The following is a 15,787-nucleotide window of genomic DNA, read 5'->3' as shown; positions in this document are numbered from 1 at the left end:
TCATTGCCCGCCGATTACCGCCGTCGAAGTGAACGGGAAGCTGAGCGAGCGGAACACGTCGTTCGAGCTGTTGACGTAGCCGACGTCGAGCGTCACCCGGCTCACGGTTTCGGGCAGCTCCTTGAAGTAGATAAATCCCTCTATAGACGCATTCGGATAAACCGTTCCCGGCATCAGGGCGCCGGTGACGACGTCCTTCGTGCTGACCGGAACGGGGTAGTAGTAGACCGGCGGCGGATAGTACCAGAACGGTGCGTAGGCGTAATACGGCCTGTAGAACGGGCGGTAGTATCCCCACCCGCCTCCCCACGGACCGCCCCAGCCGCCGTAGCCGAACCCCACCGAAACGCTCGGGTATGCCACGTAATTGAAGTCGGACGTCGAAAGCACGTCGGCCACCGTATTGGGGTTTATCGGGCCGTACTGTGTCCTGAACTCGTCGAACATGACAAGGTCCTTGTAGCTTACGGTTATCGGGTTGCCGGAGAAGTTCTCTATCTCGACGTAGAACGGCGTGACGAAGCTCGGCAGGTTGCGAGGGCTCCCGGGCCAGTAGGACGGGATGACGGTTACCCTTACGCCGTCCTCGGAGGTCTGTATGCTGGGCACGGGGTTGAACGATACCGCGGGCTGCCTGTATGCCGGGTAGCATCCGGCGAGCGCCGCCGAGATGAGTGTGATTCCTATGCAGATTGCGACGGTGTGTGTATTAGCGCCCTTCATTCCGTTCCCCCCGGGAGTGAGATATGAGTCAGTATATAAAAGTATAATTTATCGTCTCCCTACTTTCTATCGTTTAATGCCCCGGGCGCGCCGGGCCGCGCCGGAAATCCCGCCGGTTTATCCCCTGCGGCCCCCCGCCCGATTTGGCTTACCAGTCCTGATTTGCTACAATAAATCTTCACAAATTCCACGGGAGACAGGTAGCAGAAAATGGGAAAATATCCGCCGGGTCTGGACGTAGCGATCGATTATAAATTCATGGATGCGGTGTTCGAGAGGCGCTCGCGGAGGTTCGGCCTCGGGATGGAGATCGAAAAGGGGCCGCTCGCGTACAAGTCGAAGCACGAGCCGGTTCCCCTGTCGGAGCTCGAAGAGGCCATCATAGTCTGGAACGGGCTCGGCGTGAAGAACATCAACCTTTCGGACTTCCCCCCGCACGTCGGGCTCGACCTCGAAATGCAGTTCACGAGCAGGACGATTCCCGCCCTCGGCGACGTGCACAGGACTGAGCTCTTTTACACGAACGACGACGGCACGTACATGGTGAAGCTCCACGACAAGCAGGCCGACGACTTCAGGGGGCTCGAAGGCCTGAGCCGCGAGGCCCGGGTCGACAGGATCCTGGAGCTCTTCAGGGAGTCGCGCATAAAGCTCGAGGACAAGAGGGCCGACCTCCCGTCGAAGCCGCCCGGAATCGCGGCGCATAACCTCTGGAACGTGAACAAGCCTGGCACTACCGTTTTCATGCCCGTTACGGACCTTTCGGCCTGTATCATCAACCTATTTTTCTTCTATATGAGGGCCGACCACAGGTTTAACTTCGTGGACGAGCTCCACGGGCTCAGATATCCGGGGACGGAAGAGTGGGTGAAGAAGGGGCTCATAGACCAGGGGAAGAGGATGCCTCTCATCGAGGCCGAGCTCAGGTTCGCCAACGGCTACATAGCCGAGCAGGCGTTCATGGGGCAGAACATGGTCCTGACGCTCCAGACGCTCGGGCTCGGGGGCTGGCTCTTCAGCGGGTTCGCCAGCATGTTCATGCTGGGCGGGACGCCGTTTAACCGCGGGCTCGGGTTCAGGTTCACGACGCCGCAGCCGAAGAGCGGCGTCGGCAATCCGAACCCCGTCGCCGTCGGGAAGGACGGGCTCTTCCAGGCGTTCTGCCCGCCTTATTACAAGGACATGGGCGAGGCCGTCGAGGCCCTTAACGACATGAAGTGGTCGAACTGGGAATCCCACACGATGCCGTTCAAGGACCCCGAGGGCGTCCTTCACGAGGTCGAAAGGCCCAGCAAGGAAGAGATACAGATCGTCAAGGACATGTGCAATTACGTGTACGACACATACGGCAGGTTCCCGGCGTTTTCGGACCCGATGTTCCTCCGGTTCATGGTGCAGGCGCACCACCTGGACCTCGATTTTTACGACAAGTATTATCCGCCGGGCGCGTACACGGAGAACCACAGGAACCACTTCAAGCTATGGCACCCGGAGCTGCCGGACCCGTTCGAGAAGTGAGCGGCATGAAAAAGGTTTTCGTGAGCCTTGAGTACCCGGGCGAGGCGGTCGGAAGGCTGGCGGAGAAGTATGAAGTCGTCGTGTTCAGGGAAGAGCGCCTCCCGACGCGGAGAGAGCTCCTCGAAGGCGCGGCGGGCTCTTCGGCCGTTATCTCCACCGTCGCCGATTCCATAGACAGGGAGTTTATCGACCTCCTCCCCGATTTGAAGATAGTTTCGAACTGCGGCGTCGGGTACGAGAACGTGGACGTCGCTTACGCCACCGAGAAGGGCGTCATGGTCACCAACACGCCGGACGTGCTTACCGAAACCACGGCCGACCTCGCGTGGGCCCTTATCTTCGCCGTCGCGCGGAGGGTCGTCGAGGCTGATACATACGTCCGGAGCGGGAAATTCAAGACGTGGCACCCGTCGCTTCTCATGGGACGGAACGTCCACGGAAAGACGCTCGGCGTGTTCGGCATGGGCCGCATCGGCTCGGCCGTCGCCAGGAGGGCGTCCGGGTTCGGCATGAAGGTCCTCTACCACAACAGGCGGAGGAACGAGGTCTCCGAAAAAGAGACCGGGGCCGAGTACGCCGAATTCCCCCGGCTGCTCGAAGAGTCGGATTTCCTCGTAATCGCCTCGCCGCTAAACGACGGCACGCGCGGGCGTTTCGGGGCCGAAGAGTTCCGGAAGATGAAGCGGAGCTCGATAATCGTGAACGTCGGCAGGGGCCCTATAATAAAAGAGGCCGAGCTGGCGGCGGCTCTCGAAGAGGGGGTGATATGGGGGGCTGGGCTCGACGTTTACGAGAAGGAGCCCGAGGTTGACCCGGGGCTCCTTCACCTTCCAAACACTGTACTCCTCCCTCACATAGGAAGCGCGGCCAGGGAGACGAGGGAGGATATGATAGACATGGCCGTCACGAGCGTCGAGCTCGCGCTCGACGGCAAAACACCCGAACACATCGTAAATCCCGAAGTGCTGGAAAGGCCGAAATAGTCTCACGGGCCCGGCCTCTTAAATCGAAGGCCACGACCGCCCGGCTACTGGGAGTTCAGCGTCGGGAAGAGGTTCTTGTTCCCCGTGAGCTTCTTGATCGTTTTGAAGATGTCGCTCTCCTCGAACTGCGAGGGGTGAATCGGCTCGGACTCGTCGTCCTCGAACAGCCTCCAGTAGGAGATGAGAAGCGCCTTGGCTTTGGCTATCTGGAGCTTGGGCGACTCGTGCGGACCGCCGAGAAGGAGCTCTATGAGTTCACGCCCCTTGTCCTCGCCGTATTCCCGTATGCCCTCTTCGAGGAACTTCTCGTAGATGCCGCCGTGCGGGTCGTTGTAGGATCCGGAGGTCTCGTAAATGTCGATGAGCTTGGTCGAAAGGTCCTTGATCTTGTTCATGTCCTCATGGATTATGTCTATCTTCTCCATGAGCCCCGAAAGATCGTTATAATCCACGTCGGAGAGATCGAAGCCTCGATAGTTAACTGGAACGTCAGAATCGAACTCGTCGTAATTATCTACCATTTCCGGTTACCCTCCTTTAAGCGGTTATATATTAAGAGTGTATGAATTATTCCCCGAACTTTCAAGCCCCAATTCTTCTGCAAGCGCGGTATGAGCTCCGCCGCGGCGGGGGCTGCCCGAACGACGGCGGAAATTTCGCCATGATAATCGTTACTTGGAGCCGAAGAGCGATTTGAAGGGCAATTTGAGCAGGTAGAGAATTACAGCGGGCCTTAAGAAAATAGAGGCGAACTGCCATATGTCGGCCGGGGACATGTATATCCTGGAGTCCCAGACCCCCATCTGCCCGCTGAGCACGACGAAGTCTCCCTCTACCGACGAATCGTTTACCTTGATCTCGAAATCTCCAGCGGGACTTACTACCTTCATAAAAGGGCCTCCTTCGACGTGTATGTGCCTGGAAATTAATTATCGCACAAAGGGGGCCGATTGACCAGTGTGCGGGGGGATAAGGGCGGGGGTAAATTTAGTGCCGGCGGGAATAAACATGGATGCGGAGCCTTAACGGCCGGGCCGGGATATGGCTTTTCTCATGACGCCCACCGGGGCGGTTTCGCCCGTCCAAATCTCGAAGCTGAGGGCCCCCTGGTAGAGCAGCATTCCGAGGCCGCCGACGGCCTTGTGACCGAGCGCCTTCGCTTCCTTTACGAGCCGGGTTTCTCTCGGTTTGTATACGAGGTCGTACACCGCCGCCCCGTCTCTCAACGCCTCGATATTAAATTCGAGCTCGCGGGAGCCTTCCATGCCGCCCGACGTCGAGTTGACGATGACGTCCGTGAGGCCGAGCTCTTTCGCCACGGCCCCGGCGTCGCCGGAGTCAACGGGGTATATAGAGGTATCGGGGAAAAGCCCCGCGAATTCCTCCGCCAGTTTTTCGGCTTTGTCGCGGGTGCGGTTGGTTACGGCGATTCTCTTCGCGCCGTTCATGCCGAACGCCGAAATCACCGCCCGCGCCGCGCCGCCCGCCCCCAGAAGAAGAACGCTCGCGCCTTCGGGGGATACGCCGAGCTCCTCGCGGGCGGCGCGCATGAAGCCGCCGACGTCCGTGTTGTAGCCCGTGAGCCTGCCGTTTTCGTTCTTGACGGTGTTGACGGCGCCCGTGTGTTTCGCGTCGGACGAGACTTCGTCGAGGTGCGGGATGATCGTCTGCTTGTGAGGGATGGTGACGTTAACGCCGCTTATGCCGAGGGCCCTTATGGCGTCGGCCGCCTTGTCGATATCGTCCGGGCGGACGTCGAACGCCGTGTACACGCAGTCGAGCCCGAGGGCCGCGAAGGCGCTGTTATGCATGAGCGGGGAGAGGCTGTGGCTGACCGGGTGGCCGAATATGCCGTAGATTTTCGTGGTGGCTTTTACCTGCATTACGGTGCGTCCCGTGTTTTCCGTGATTCTATCACTTGCCGGCGGCGAGGAGGGCCTCTTTTACCTGCTCGACGTCCTTGCCTATCTGCGCGACGAGCGCGTCCACGCTTTCGAATCGCCTTTCGTCCCTTATACGCCGGACGAACTCGACGGCCAGCCTTTTATTATATATGTTGCCGGAGAAATCGAATATATGCGTTTCGATGAGGAGCCTGCTGTCGCCGAAAGTGGGGCGGTAGCCGATGTTCGTGATGCTGTCGTACTTTACGCCGTCCAGGCGGGCGCGGGTCGCGTATACGCCTTCTTTGGGGAGTATCTCCCAGTCCGTTTCGAGGTTGGCGGTGGGATAGCCTATCTGCCGCCCTCTCTTTTCGCCCTCGCCGACTGTGCCCTCGATGTAAAAGTCGTAGCCGAGGAACGCCGCCGCCTTCTTCATGTCGCCCGCCCTGACGAGGTTCCTTATGGCGGAGCTGCTGACCACCTCGCCGCCTATCGTAAACGGCTCGGCTATTTCTATCTCGAATCCGTGTTTTTCGCCGAGCTTCCGGAGAATGTCGGCGTTGCCCTCGCGGTTCTTGCCGAACGAAAAATCCGGGCCCACGATGAGGTGCCTGATGTGGAGCTTGCCGACGAGTATTTCGTTTACGAATTCCTCCGCCGTCATGGCGGCTATCTCTTTCGTGAACGTATAGCAGGCGGCGTAGTCGATGCCCTCGGCTTCGAGGAGCCTGAGCCTTTCCCTCATGGGGAGGAGGAGCGGGACGTCGATGTTGCGGAGGACTTTCTGGGGGTGCGGATGGAACGTTATCACGCACGAGCCCACACCCTTCTCGGCGGCCGACTGTTTTACGGCCGCGAGAATCCTCTTGTGCCCCATATGCACGCCGTCGAAGTTCCCGATGGTTGCGGAAGTGGGGCTGCCTATCGGCTCGTCTGCGTCGAATAAGACCTTCATGCCTGAATCGTGAGAGCGGCGGTGCGACCTTTGTGCGGAGAGACTTTGCTTCGACTTCCCGCCGCCGTCGCCGTGCGCCGGGCTGTCCGACTGTGCCGGGAAGATACCGCCCCTGCGGACAGCGAAGTGAATAGTACCATAACCTTCTGAAAGTAAAAGCTTAAATCCGGAGGATATTCGGCCGTCGCGGGCGCGTCATTTCCGCCAGAAGGGGGCCGTGAAGAGAACGAGGACGGTGAAGAGCTCGAGCCTTCCCAGGAGCATCAGGATGGCGAGGACGACCTTGCTGAAATCCGTAAGGCCGGCGAAGCTGCCGACGGGGCCGACCTCGCCCATGCCGGGGCCGACGTTGCCGAGCGCCGTAGCGCTGGCCGACGCAGCCGTCAGGATGGGGAGATTCTCGGCGGCTGTCAGCAGGAGCGTCCCGGCGACGAAGACGAATATGTAAACGAGGCAGAACGTCGAGACGCTGGAAAGGACCTCCGGCGCTACGGGCTTCTTGTCAACCCTTATCGGGATGACCGAGCGCGGATAGACGAGCTTCTGCATTTCCTGGTAGCCCTTCTTGAAGAGGACGACGAGCCTGATGTTCTTGATCGCTCCCGACGTCGAGCCCGCACAGCCGCCGGCGAACATCATCAGGAGCAGGAGGAGCTGGGACATCGTGGGCCAGAGGTCGTAATTGGCCGTTACGAAGCCGGTCGTGGTGCTTATCGAGATGACCTGGAAGCTCGAATACCTCAAGGCTTCGAGGAAGCTCGGGTAAATGGTCATCCGCACTTCGAAGGCTATGAGAAATACAACGATCAGATTGAATATCAGATAGAACCTGAACTCGGAGCTCTTCCAGAGCTTCCCCGGCTTTCCTTTCGCGAGCCAGTACAGGAGGACGAAGCTCGTCCCGCCGATGAACATGAATACGGTGAGTATGTAGTCTATGGCGGCGCTGTTGTAAGCGGCGACGCTGGCGTTCTTTATGCCGAAGCCGCCCGTCGCGAGAGTGGAGAAGGAGTGGAGGACGGATTCGAAGACCGGCATCCCGGCCAATGTGAGCAGGATGACAAGCAGGGCGGAGAGGCCGACGTATACCCCCCAGAGGCTCTTTGCGGTTTCGGCTATGCGCGGCGTTATTTTTTCGGTCGTGGGGCCCGTGGATTCGAGCCCCATGAGCTGCATGCCGCCCACAGCCAGGCGGGGGAGTATCGCGATGCCGAGGAGGATTATGCCCATGCCGCCCAGCCACTGCGTGAAGCTCCGCCAGAATAGTATGCCGTGGGGCAATACCTCGACGTCCCTGATGACGCTCGCGCCGGTGGTGGTGAACCCCGAGACCGATTCGAAAAACGCGTCGGCAGGGTTCGGAAGGACGCCGTATACAAACAGGGGCAGCGCGCCGAATATGCTGCAGCCGAGCCACGCGAGGGTAGCCACCAGAAAGCCCTCCTTCCGCCCGAGCTCGGTCACGGGCCCCAGGGGTTTCGTGAGGCGTTCGAGCGTGAAGCCGAATATCCCTGTTATGATCGCCGAAGCCAGAATCGCGACGAGGTCGTTTTCGCCGTAGAAGATCGGGAAAGCCGCGGGAATCAGCATCACGGCTCCGAGCAGCTTCAGCATGTTGCCGATTATGTGAAGTGCGAGTCTGATATTCACTGGCCCAGTATGCTCTCGACTTTTTTAACGGCTTCCGGGAGGCTGAAGACTATGACCCTGTCGCCGGGCCGGGGTACGTAATCGCCTCTCGGGATGAAGATTTCCTCCCCCCTTAGCGCGATGCCTATTATGGCCCCCTCGGGGAAGTGCGCGTCCTGGAGCGCGACGCCGCTCAGCCTCGTTTCGCTCGTGATGTTGAATTCGAGCACCTCGGCGCGGCCTTCCTCGACGAGCGCGATGTGCGCGACGCCGCCTATGTGGAGGAGGCTTAGTATTTCGTTGGCGAGCGCGAGCCTGACGCTTATGGCCCTGTCCACGCCTATCGTTTCGAGGAGGTCTATGTAGTCGGGCTTGGTGTAGAGGACCGTCGTTCTTTTAGCGCCGAGGTTCTTGGCCAGAAGGGCGCTGAGGACGTTTTCCTCGTCGTCGCCCGTGAGCGCCAGGAAGTAGTCGGCCGAATCGACTCCGGCTTCCTTGAGCGCGTCGCTGTCGGTCGCGTCTCCCTTGAATACGCGCACCTTTTCGAGCTCCTCGGCGGCCTGGCGCGCCTTTTCGGAATTGCTGTCTATGAGCTTTACCTTTATGCCCTCTTTCGTGAGCGTCCGCGCCGCGCCCTTTCCGACCCTCCCGCAGCCCATTATCACGGCTGTGCGGACGGCTTCCTCGACGACTCCGAAAAGCTGCTTCAGCTTGTGGAGGACCTCGGGGACTCCGAGCGCGAAAACGTAGTCGCCTTCCTTGAGCCTCGTCTCGCCCGTCGGGATCGTTATCTTGCCGTTTCGCGAAACGGCGACGAATATCCACGATTTCGCCGGCCCGAGGTCGGCCAGCCGCTGCCCGGTAATGGGGGCGTCGTCTTCTATCTTGAGCTTAAAGAGCTTTATCTTTCCGAGGGCGAGCGTTTCGGTTTTCCACGCGAAGGGCGAGCTTATCAGGCTCGCTATTTTTTCGGAGATAATGTCGCCGGGGTTCACGACGGAGACGTCGGCGTTCTTTATCATTTCAGGATATTTTCTGTAGCTGTGGTCTCTTACCCTGAGGATGATTTTACGGACGCCCATGGAGGCCGCGAGAGTGGATGCCAGGATGTTCGTCTTGTCGTCTCCCGACACCGCCAGAAGCACGTCGGCATCGGGGAGCCCGGCTTCTTCCAGGGCTACCGGGTTATCGCCGTCGCCTTCGATGACGAGCGCGTCGTGGGATTCCTTAAGCCTCTCGGCCGTTTCGTGGTCTTTCTCGATTATTACTATGTCGTGTTCGGTGGAGAGGTTCCTTGCCAGGAACGATCCGACCTGGCCGGCTCCGATTATGACTATATGCATTTTATCTCCGCTTTACGAAGTGCGGGCCCCCGCGGCGGACGCGGGGCGTTTCTTTATCTTTCTAAGCATTATAACGCCTATGATCACGAGGACTATGGAAATGATCTGCGCCTGGGAGAGCCCGGGGATAAAGCCCGGTGTGGTTTCTCTAAGGAATTCGACGAAGAATCTCTGCGCACCGAGCGCGATGATGGTCACGGCCGTGAGCCACCCCGTGGGGTAATCCTTTTTCCTTATCTTCCAGAGGACGGCGAACAGGATCAGCATGCAGATGGTGTCGTAGATCTGGGTGGGATGCACCCTGTCGAACGTGGGGGGCGAGCCGTTGGGAAAGGCTATCGCCCAGGGGAGATTCGTGGGGGTGCCGTAGTCGTCGCCCACGAGGAGGCAGCCGACCCTTCCGACGGCGTAGGCTATTACCAGGAGCGGCGACGCGAGGTCGGTCACGACGAGGAACGGAACGCGCTTCATCTGCGTTACGAGCCACGCCAGGAATACCGCGCCTATAAGCCCGCCCTGGAACGTGAACCCGGACGACATGTAGCGGAGCGGGTCGTGAATGAAGTCGGTGAGGGGGACCTGCTGGTAGAGGAAAAGGAGCTTCGCCCCCCCGAGGCCGCCTACGACTGCGGCGATGAGGAGGAGGTCCACCAGCCCTCCGTCGAGGCCTTTACGCTTGAATTCGGGCTCGGCCAGTATGTACGCTACCAGAAAAGCCAGGAGAACCATGACCGAAAACGAGGACACGGCTATATCTCCGACAGTGAATAGTACCGGGTACACCCATCTCTCCCTTGAACTGGACTGAGGATAAGTCTTACATGCTTTCCGGCTGTCCGCAAACTGCGTGGAGGACGGCGCGGCGCGGGAAAAAGCTGTGGTAATTTATCTCTTGATGACAAGGTTTATCGCTTTGACGGTCCTTCTCGCCGTTCTGGCCGCGCTTCCGTCTCCGGCGGAGGATACGGGGGACGCCGTGGGGGACCCGGCTATTACGGCGGGGGAAATAATGTCGCACATAAAATACCTGTCGTCGGATTATCTCGAAGGCCGTGAGGCGGGGGCTCCCGGCTCGGAGGCGGCGGCCCGCTACGTCGCGCGCATATTCGAGGAATCTGGCGTCCGCCCGGCGGGCGACGGCGGGACGTATTTCCAGGAGTTCCCGATATCGCCCAAGGTCGCCCTCGGTAAATCGAACTATTTTTACGTCTCCATAAAAGGGAAAAAGGAGGGGCTCGTACCGGGCGTCGATTATGCGCCGCTAGGGGATACGGAGAACGGGCTCAGGGCAGGGGAGATGGTGTTCGCGGGGTACGGGATAAGCGCCCCGGAGCTCGGGTACGACAACTACGGGGGCCTCGACATACGCGGCAAGATCGTCCTTGCGCTCAGGTATGCGCCTCCGGGACTCGACCGGCGGGGGAGGTATTACGAATACTCGTCGCTCAGGCACAAGATTGCGACCGCGATGGAGAAGGGGGCGCGGGCGGTGATATTCACGACCCCCACCACGAGGAGCGAGGAGGAAGACATCACGTCCGCGGCGCTCGGCACGCCGCCCGCGGTGCGAGGCATGCAGGCGCTTATCGTCAGGCGGGACGTGGCCGAGGAGATTCTGGCGGCCTCGGGGAATTCTCTCGACGGCGTGGAGGAGGCGCTCGCGGGAGAGGAGGGGAGCCCCCTTCCCCTGCCCGGGACGCGGGCCGAGATAAGGACCGAGCTCGTGAGGGGCGGGGACAGCGCGTCGAACGTCGTCGGGTACCTTGAAGGGCGCGACCCGGCGGTGAGGGGGGAGGTGATAGTTATAGGGGCGCATTACGATCACCTCGGAACGCGCCCGGGCGGCGGGACGGCCGACGATATATATAACGGGGCCGACGACAACGCGTCGGGCGTGGCGGGGCTTATGGAGCTCGCGGAGTATTTTGCCCCGGCCGGTGCGAGGCCGAGAAGGAGCCTCGTGTTCGCCGCCTTTTCGGGGGAAGAGAAGGGACTTGTGGGCTCGTCATATTACGTCTCCAATCGGGGGCGGACGCCCGGAAGGATTGTCGCGATGGTGAACCTCGACATGATAGGCAGGCTCCGGGGGGATAAACTCGCGGTTTTCGGCTGGACGTCTTCGCCCGCGTGGAGGACGCTGGTCGACGCCGCGTGCACCTCCGCCGGGCTCGAAGCGCATTACGGCGGCGCCGCGCCCGGACCGAGCGACGAGGCGGCGTTCGCCATGAACGGCATCCCCGCAGTTCATCTCTCGACAGGCGTTCACGGCGATTACCATAAACCCTCTGACGAGTGGACGAAGATAAACCCCGAGGGGACGGCCGCCGTGCTGAAGGCCGCGGCGGAGCTCGTGAGCTATATCGCGAGCTCGGGGGATGCCGGCGAGCTCAGCGGCGACGCGTTTCCCGGAGAGGGCCTCTCGGGGGCGGGGGTTTATATCGGGGCGCTCCCCGATTATTCCGGAAGCGGCCCGGGCGTAAGGCTCCTCGGCGTCGTCGAGGGCAGCCCTGCCGCGAAGGCGGGGCTCGAAGCGGGGGACAGGGTGACAGGCGTCTCGGGAGAGGAAATCACCGGTATGGACGATTACGTTCGGGCCGTCAGGGGGATGTCTCCGGGAGAGCGGCTCCGTGTGACGGTCGAGAGGGGAGGGGAGTCCCTCTCCGTCGTCCTCGTCCCGGAAAAGAGATGACGCGGACCCGCCGGCGGCGGGGCGCGGTGTCATAAGGGCGCGCCGGTTATTTCCCTTTCCACGGCGTGTAGTCTATGTTGTGAATTATTCCGAGCGAGTTGGCGACGGACAGGGACAGCCTCTCGCCGTACTGCTCTATCCATTCCTCGGGGGCGTACGTGTAAAAATGGTTGAGCGTCATCCAGTCGCCGCCGCTTAAAATCTTCCCGTCCACGACGCTTACGAGGAAGGCCGTCATGTCGCCGCCGTCCATCGCGTTTATGACCCTGCATTCGGCATAGGAATGCGCGTCGAGAAGGACCGGGCTCCCGGTGATGCCGGTCCTGTAGCCGACGTCGCGAAATTTGTCCCTTTCCCTGCCGGTATAGAATCCGAAGTTCCTTACGAGGCCGAGCTGGTCCGTCCGCAGGAGGTGTATGGTGAACGCTCCGCTCCGGGTTATGAAGCTGTGCGTGTAGTTGCCCTTCCATATGCCGACGAGGAGCCTGGGGACGGAGTGGACTATCGAGGACGCGACCGCCGTTACGGCGACCTGGCCGTTTATGTCTTCGCCCGCGGCGCTCGTTATCACCACTACGGGCGACAGGGACCAGAAAACGCCGGCTACGGCGGATGCTTCTTCCTTGCTCATGCTGCTTTCCGTGCTGCAGGGAAACGGAGAACGTTACCAGTGAAATCCTATTACGACCTGCCCGCTCACGAGGGGTGCGACGTTAACCTTGTCGCGGTCGGGGACTATGATCTTCACCGGGTTTATGACGTAGCTCACGGCCCTCAGGAAGCCGCTGTTGGTCGATTCGAGCCAGTTGGAGGTTTCCTCGAGCACCATCCCCGCCGGGACGCCTATCCCGGGGGTTATTACGAGGTCGTGGATGGAGGACGACTGTATTACCCCCTCTATCGTGTATTCGAATAGAGTGCTTTGAACCACCGAGCCGAAGGCGGACGTGAAACGGTCGTATCCCTTGGCCCTGTAGTAAAGATAGGAATAGGCCCCGAAGGCAGGGTGGGCTATCCAGTTGGTAGTGAACCTGTCGCCGTCCTCCCATTTGAAATCGCCCCTTCTTTTCCCGTCGTTCTGGAACCCGAAGAAGTTCTTCCACCACCTGACGGGGTTTATCAACATCTGGTTTTCCTTGCTGTTGTTGTCCATCATGTTGACCTGGGCTATGCGGACGAGCCAGAGTGTGAAATAGACGTTGCGGGTGTTTCTGAGAAAGTCGCCGAAATCGGCCAGGGACTTCGTATCGTCCTGCCGCCTGAGCTCTATGGACGGCTTCCTGTAATCGGTGATGTCGACGTAAGCCGATTCGTTGACGGGAACGGCGGGCAGGGGCCGCGGAATGTTATCGCTGTATATTATCTGTGAATGCGCCGGCCGGGCGCTCAGCATGAAGAGGCAGGAAACGGCCAGCAGCCCCGCACCGGTAATCCTGGCTGTTTTCCCCGAAAATCTCCTCAAGCGTCCCATAGAGGAAATAATAACATTATCGAAGCCGCAATGGTAGCGTATATATCCGTCTTGAAAATCTTCCGTTCCATGTTGTGATTTAGACTTTCCGGCATTAAAATGTCTTGACTATACAGACAAAATAATGTAATAATCTCAGGTATAAGTTTCATTTCTACCAGGAGGAATTTGATGGGAAGGCATTGGTCTGTGGCAGCGGGATTGTGTTTGGTTATAACTCTAATGTTTGCCGTAGGTTGCGGTTCCAATCTTGATAAAGAGATGGCGGATGCTGAAGCGGCGCTCCAGGCTGCCAAGGATGCGGGGGCCGAAGGGCTGCCCGAATATCAGGCCGCGGAGGAGTTGATCGAGCAGGCCAGGCAGATGATGGCCGCCGGCAACAAGGACGCTGCAAGGGCGCTCCTCGAGGAAGCCAGGTTTAAGGCGATAGAGGCCGAAGGAAAGGCCAAGAACCAGGCGTATGCGCAGACCGTAGACGTCGACGCGATGGAGGAGAGTCTGCAAAATCTCAGCCCCGCCGGCTCGCAATACGGCCTTGCCGATGTATTTTTCGATTTCGACCAGGCAGCCATTCGTTATGACGCTAAGCCTGTGCTTGATCAAAACGCGAGTATAATCCGCAGCAGCGGCGATAAATTCCAGGTAGTCGTTATAGAGGGGTACTGCGACGTCAGGGGCACCGAGGAATATAACCTCGCGCTCGGACAGAGAAGGGCCGATTCGGCGGCGAATTACCTGATCGGTCTCGGTATTTCCCCGTCGAAGGTTCAGGCTGTCAGCAGGGGGGAAACCGACCAGTTCGCGATGGGCACCTCGGAATACGATTACCAGCAGAACAGAAGGGCGCATTTCGTTCCCGCTGTGGGTTCTCCCAGTTTCTAGGAACGGTTTATGAGCATTAGGGCATTAATAGTGGTTGCTTTGGCGGTATCGGCTATGTCGGCGGGTTGTGTGGCTACTCAGGGTGACGTGAGCAGCGTATACGCCCGGCAGACCAGGCTCGAAGCCAGGATGGACAGGTTGTCGCGGGATATGCAGTCGCTGAGCCAGAAAGAGGCGTCTGCTTCCGGGACGGATGTCGAGCTGAGGGAGAAGGTGTATCAGATGGAGCAGAGCCTCAGGGATCTGAACGAGGCCTACTCGAAGCTTTCTGCCAAGGTAAACCAGATGAGCCTGGGCGGGGCGCCGCCTCCGGCAACGGAGCTCGGCTCGCAGCAGCAACCGGGTCCCGGGCCTGTGGTGCCGGTGGTCGAAGTTAACGAAGCGGATGTTCTTTTCAACAACGGGTATACGGCGCTTGGCGACGGCAATTACCAGGATTCGAGGTCGCAGTTCAAGGAATTCCTGGCCAAGTATCCCAAGTCGGCCAAGGCGAGCGACGCGACTTACTGGATCGCGGAATCGTATTACAGGGAAGGAGAGTTCGAGGAGTCGATTCTGGAGTACCAGAAGTTCATAGATACCTATCCGAAGGATGGACGGGTGCCGCTCGCATACCTTAAGCAGGGACTCTCGCTCATGGAGATCGGGAAGAACGAGGAAGCGCAGTTATTTTTCCAGACTTTAATAGATAAATACCCGAATTCCGACGAGGCGAGAACGGCAAAAGAAAAAATTACAGAGCTTGCAGTTGAGCGTTAAACTGTTTATTATTATGTACTCGTTAAGTACTCAAAAAACTCTTAAAGGAGGTGCAGTAGAATGAAAAGGGATAGGCAGATAGTTTTTCTGGGTCTACCCGTATTCCTCGTTGCATTGCTCTATTTAGCAAGCTGCGCGACACCCCCGCCGACGAATGAGTTAGCGGCTGCTGAATCTGCAACGGCTGAAGCGACAGCTACATGTGAGCAGTGTAAACAGAGAGTATGCGGAGACGATCCCACCAGAGGGGATTATTGTGGAGCCCCCTGCGGTGAGGCCGAGCTTGCAGCTGCGCAGGCCGCTCTTGCCAAGGGTAAGGCACTCGCCAGCGAATTCTGCAGCGAGCTCGAAGCCCGCAGGATGCTGATCGACGCTAAGGCAAAGGCAGACGAGGCTAAGCTGAAATGCGCAGTTCCGCCGCCGCCGCCACCACCACCGCCGCCGCCGCCCGCACCTGAGTTGAAGGACATATTCTTCGACTTCGATAAGTACAACATCAGGCCGGACGCTGCAGCGGTTCTCGAAGAGAACGCCGCTACCCTGCAGGCTGACGCTAACCTCACGGTTCTCATCGAAGGTTATGCGGACATCAGGGGTACCCCGGCTTACAACCTCAAGCTCGCGCAGAGAAGGGCCGACTCCACGAAGGCGTTCCTCGTCCAGCTCGGTATAGATCCTGCCAGGATCACGACCGCAAGCGGCGGTGAAACGACTCAGTTCGGAGCAGGTACGACGGAAGAAGCTTATCAGCTCAACAGAAGGGCTCATTTCGTTGTAACGTCCCCGACTGCGAAAGTAGGTGCAAGGCTTATCTTTCAGTACGCTAACTGATAGCCTTCACTGATTGATAGATAGAAAAAATCTCATCCTTGCAGTCAAAGGATGATGAAATGTAAAGAATGGAGAGAAACTCTTCACGGGGTTTCTCTCCGTTTTTTTTGTGCTTTGGAAA

At 59.1% G+C, this 15,787-nt stretch carries 16 protein-coding genes; 6 read left to right on the top strand and 10 right to left on the bottom strand.

The features are described from left to right. Window positions 1-723 (bottom strand): hypothetical protein, encoded by a 723-nt coding sequence (locus PKC29_08340; GenBank protein ID HML95419.1) that lies wholly within the window; start codon window positions 721-723, stop codon window positions 1-3. 210 nt (window positions 724-933) lie between these two features. On the opposite strand from PKC29_08340, the gene PKC29_08335 reads away from it, so the two are divergent. Next, window positions 934-2,241, top strand: a complete 1,308-nt coding sequence (locus PKC29_08335; GenBank protein ID HML95418.1) for a hypothetical protein — start codon at window positions 934-936, stop codon at window positions 2,239-2,241. Between the two features lie 5 nt (window positions 2,242-2,246). After that, window positions 2,247-3,224: a D-glycerate dehydrogenase gene (locus tag PKC29_08330; protein HML95417.1), complete on the top strand. Its 978-nt coding sequence runs from the start codon at window positions 2,247-2,249 to the stop codon at window positions 3,222-3,224. A gap of 44 nt (window positions 3,225-3,268) precedes the next feature. Here PKC29_08330 and PKC29_08325 read toward each other — a convergent pair whose 3' ends face one another. The 7 genes from PKC29_08325 to PKC29_08295 form a co-directional block, all read right to left on the bottom strand. Continuing rightward, window positions 3,269-3,745, bottom strand: a complete 477-nt coding sequence (locus PKC29_08325; GenBank protein HML95416.1) for a hypothetical protein — start codon at window positions 3,743-3,745, stop codon at window positions 3,269-3,271. 150 nt (window positions 3,746-3,895) lie between these two features. Beyond that, a complete protein-coding gene (locus tag PKC29_08320; GenBank protein HML95415.1) occupies window positions 3,896-4,114 on the bottom strand; it encodes a hypothetical protein in 219 nt (72 codons plus the stop codon). Between the two features lie 132 nt (window positions 4,115-4,246). Beyond that, window positions 4,247-5,107, bottom strand: coding sequence for a shikimate dehydrogenase (locus PKC29_08315; protein HML95414.1), 861 nt, complete (start codon window positions 5,105-5,107; stop codon window positions 4,247-4,249). Window positions 5,108-5,138: 31 nt separating this feature from the next. Next, entirely contained in the window at window positions 5,139-6,062 is a 924-nt protein-coding gene (locus tag PKC29_08310; GenBank protein HML95413.1) for a bifunctional riboflavin kinase/FAD synthetase, read from the bottom strand. A gap of 195 nt (window positions 6,063-6,257) precedes the next feature. Further along, on the bottom strand, window positions 6,258-7,712 hold the full coding sequence (locus PKC29_08305; GenBank protein HML95412.1) for a TrkH family potassium uptake protein: 1,455 nt from the start codon (window positions 7,710-7,712) through the stop codon (window positions 6,258-6,260). Beyond that, window positions 7,709-9,034, bottom strand: coding sequence for a Trk system potassium transporter TrkA (gene trkA, locus PKC29_08300; protein HML95411.1), 1,326 nt, complete (start codon window positions 9,032-9,034; stop codon window positions 7,709-7,711). Before trkA ends, PKC29_08305 begins: the two co-directional genes overlap by 4 nt. A 12-nt stretch (window positions 9,035-9,046) precedes the next feature. Beyond that, window positions 9,047-9,817 carry a prolipoprotein diacylglyceryl transferase gene (locus tag PKC29_08295; protein ID HML95410.1) on the bottom strand — a complete coding sequence of 257 codons (771 nt, stop codon included), beginning with the start codon at window positions 9,815-9,817 and terminating at the stop codon, window positions 9,047-9,049. Between the two features lie 112 nt (window positions 9,818-9,929). Between PKC29_08295 and PKC29_08290 the strand changes: the two genes are divergently transcribed. Next, the gene (locus PKC29_08290) at window positions 9,930-11,723 is read left to right on the top strand and encodes a M20/M25/M40 family metallo-hydrolase (protein ID HML95409.1); all 1,794 of its coding nucleotides are present in this window, start codon (window positions 9,930-9,932) and stop codon (window positions 11,721-11,723) included. A gap of 46 nt (window positions 11,724-11,769) precedes the next feature. Here the strand turns inward: PKC29_08290 and PKC29_08285 are convergent, their stop codons facing one another. Together PKC29_08285 and PKC29_08280 are read right to left on the bottom strand one after the other, a co-directional pair. Further along, on the bottom strand, window positions 11,770-12,354 hold the full coding sequence (locus PKC29_08285) for a flavin reductase family protein (GenBank protein HML95408.1): 585 nt from the start codon (window positions 12,352-12,354) through the stop codon (window positions 11,770-11,772). Between the two features lie 33 nt (window positions 12,355-12,387). Beyond that, window positions 12,388-13,194, bottom strand: coding sequence for a DUF3943 domain-containing protein (locus PKC29_08280; GenBank protein HML95407.1), 807 nt, complete (start codon window positions 13,192-13,194; stop codon window positions 12,388-12,390). Between the two features lie 261 nt (window positions 13,195-13,455). Between PKC29_08280 and PKC29_08275 the strand changes: the two genes are divergently transcribed. From PKC29_08275 to PKC29_08265, 3 genes are all read left to right on the top strand, one after another. Beyond that, entirely contained in the window at window positions 13,456-14,076 is a 621-nt protein-coding gene (locus PKC29_08275; protein ID HML95406.1) for an OmpA family protein, read from the top strand. 69 nt (window positions 14,077-14,145) lie between these two features. Beyond that, a complete protein-coding gene (gene ybgF / locus PKC29_08270; GenBank protein HML95405.1) occupies window positions 14,146-14,835 on the top strand; it encodes a tol-pal system protein YbgF in 690 nt (229 codons plus the stop codon). A 60-nt stretch (window positions 14,836-14,895) separates the two neighbouring features. After that, window positions 14,896-15,666 carry an OmpA family protein gene (locus PKC29_08265; GenBank protein HML95404.1) on the top strand — a complete coding sequence of 257 codons (771 nt, stop codon included), beginning with the start codon at window positions 14,896-14,898 and terminating at the stop codon, window positions 15,664-15,666. Window positions 15,667-15,787 lie beyond the last annotated feature (121 nt).

It is taken from the genome of Thermodesulfobacteriota bacterium (assembly GCA_035325995.1).
Lineage (GTDB): Bacteria > Desulfobacterota_D > UBA1144 > Nemesobacterales > UBA2774 > JADLGH01.
Note: the sequence above shows the minus strand (reverse complement) of the source record. Positions and strands in the feature narration are given on the sequence as shown.

What these genes read in the sequence shown, in the direction of transcription:
- PKC29_08310 (HML95413.1), bottom strand. Translation starts at nt 6,062, where the DNA reads ATGAAGGTCTTATTCGACGCAGACGAGCCGATAGGCAGCCCCACTTCC.
- PKC29_08290 (HML95409.1), top strand. Translation starts at nt 9,930, where the DNA reads ATGACAAGGTTTATCGCTTTGACGGTCCTTCTCGCCGTTCTGGCCGCG.
- PKC29_08320 (HML95415.1), bottom strand. Translation starts at nt 4,114, where the DNA reads ATGAAGGTAGTAAGTCCCGCTGGAGATTTCGAGATCAAGGTAAACGAT.
- PKC29_08315 (HML95414.1), bottom strand. Translation starts at nt 5,107, where the DNA reads ATGCAGGTAAAAGCCACCACGAAAATCTACGGCATATTCGGCCACCCG.
- PKC29_08335 (HML95418.1), top strand. Translation starts at nt 934, where the DNA reads ATGGGAAAATATCCGCCGGGTCTGGACGTAGCGATCGATTATAAATTC.
- PKC29_08265 (HML95404.1), top strand. Translation starts at nt 14,896, where the DNA reads ATGAAAAGGGATAGGCAGATAGTTTTTCTGGGTCTACCCGTATTCCTC.
- trkA (HML95411.1), bottom strand. Translation starts at nt 9,034, where the DNA reads ATGCATATAGTCATAATCGGAGCCGGCCAGGTCGGATCGTTCCTGGCA.
- PKC29_08280 (HML95407.1), bottom strand. Translation starts at nt 13,194, where the DNA reads ATGGGACGCTTGAGGAGATTTTCGGGGAAAACAGCCAGGATTACCGGT.
- PKC29_08285 (HML95408.1), bottom strand. Translation starts at nt 12,354, where the DNA reads ATGAGCAAGGAAGAAGCATCCGCCGTAGCCGGCGTTTTCTGGTCCCTG.
- PKC29_08330 (HML95417.1), top strand. Translation starts at nt 2,247, where the DNA reads ATGAAAAAGGTTTTCGTGAGCCTTGAGTACCCGGGCGAGGCGGTCGGA.
- PKC29_08275 (HML95406.1), top strand. Translation starts at nt 13,456, where the DNA reads ATGGCGGATGCTGAAGCGGCGCTCCAGGCTGCCAAGGATGCGGGGGCC.
- PKC29_08340 (HML95419.1), bottom strand. Translation starts at nt 723, where the DNA reads ATGAAGGGCGCTAATACACACACCGTCGCAATCTGCATAGGAATCACA.
- PKC29_08325 (HML95416.1), bottom strand. Translation starts at nt 3,745, where the DNA reads ATGGTAGATAATTACGACGAGTTCGATTCTGACGTTCCAGTTAACTAT.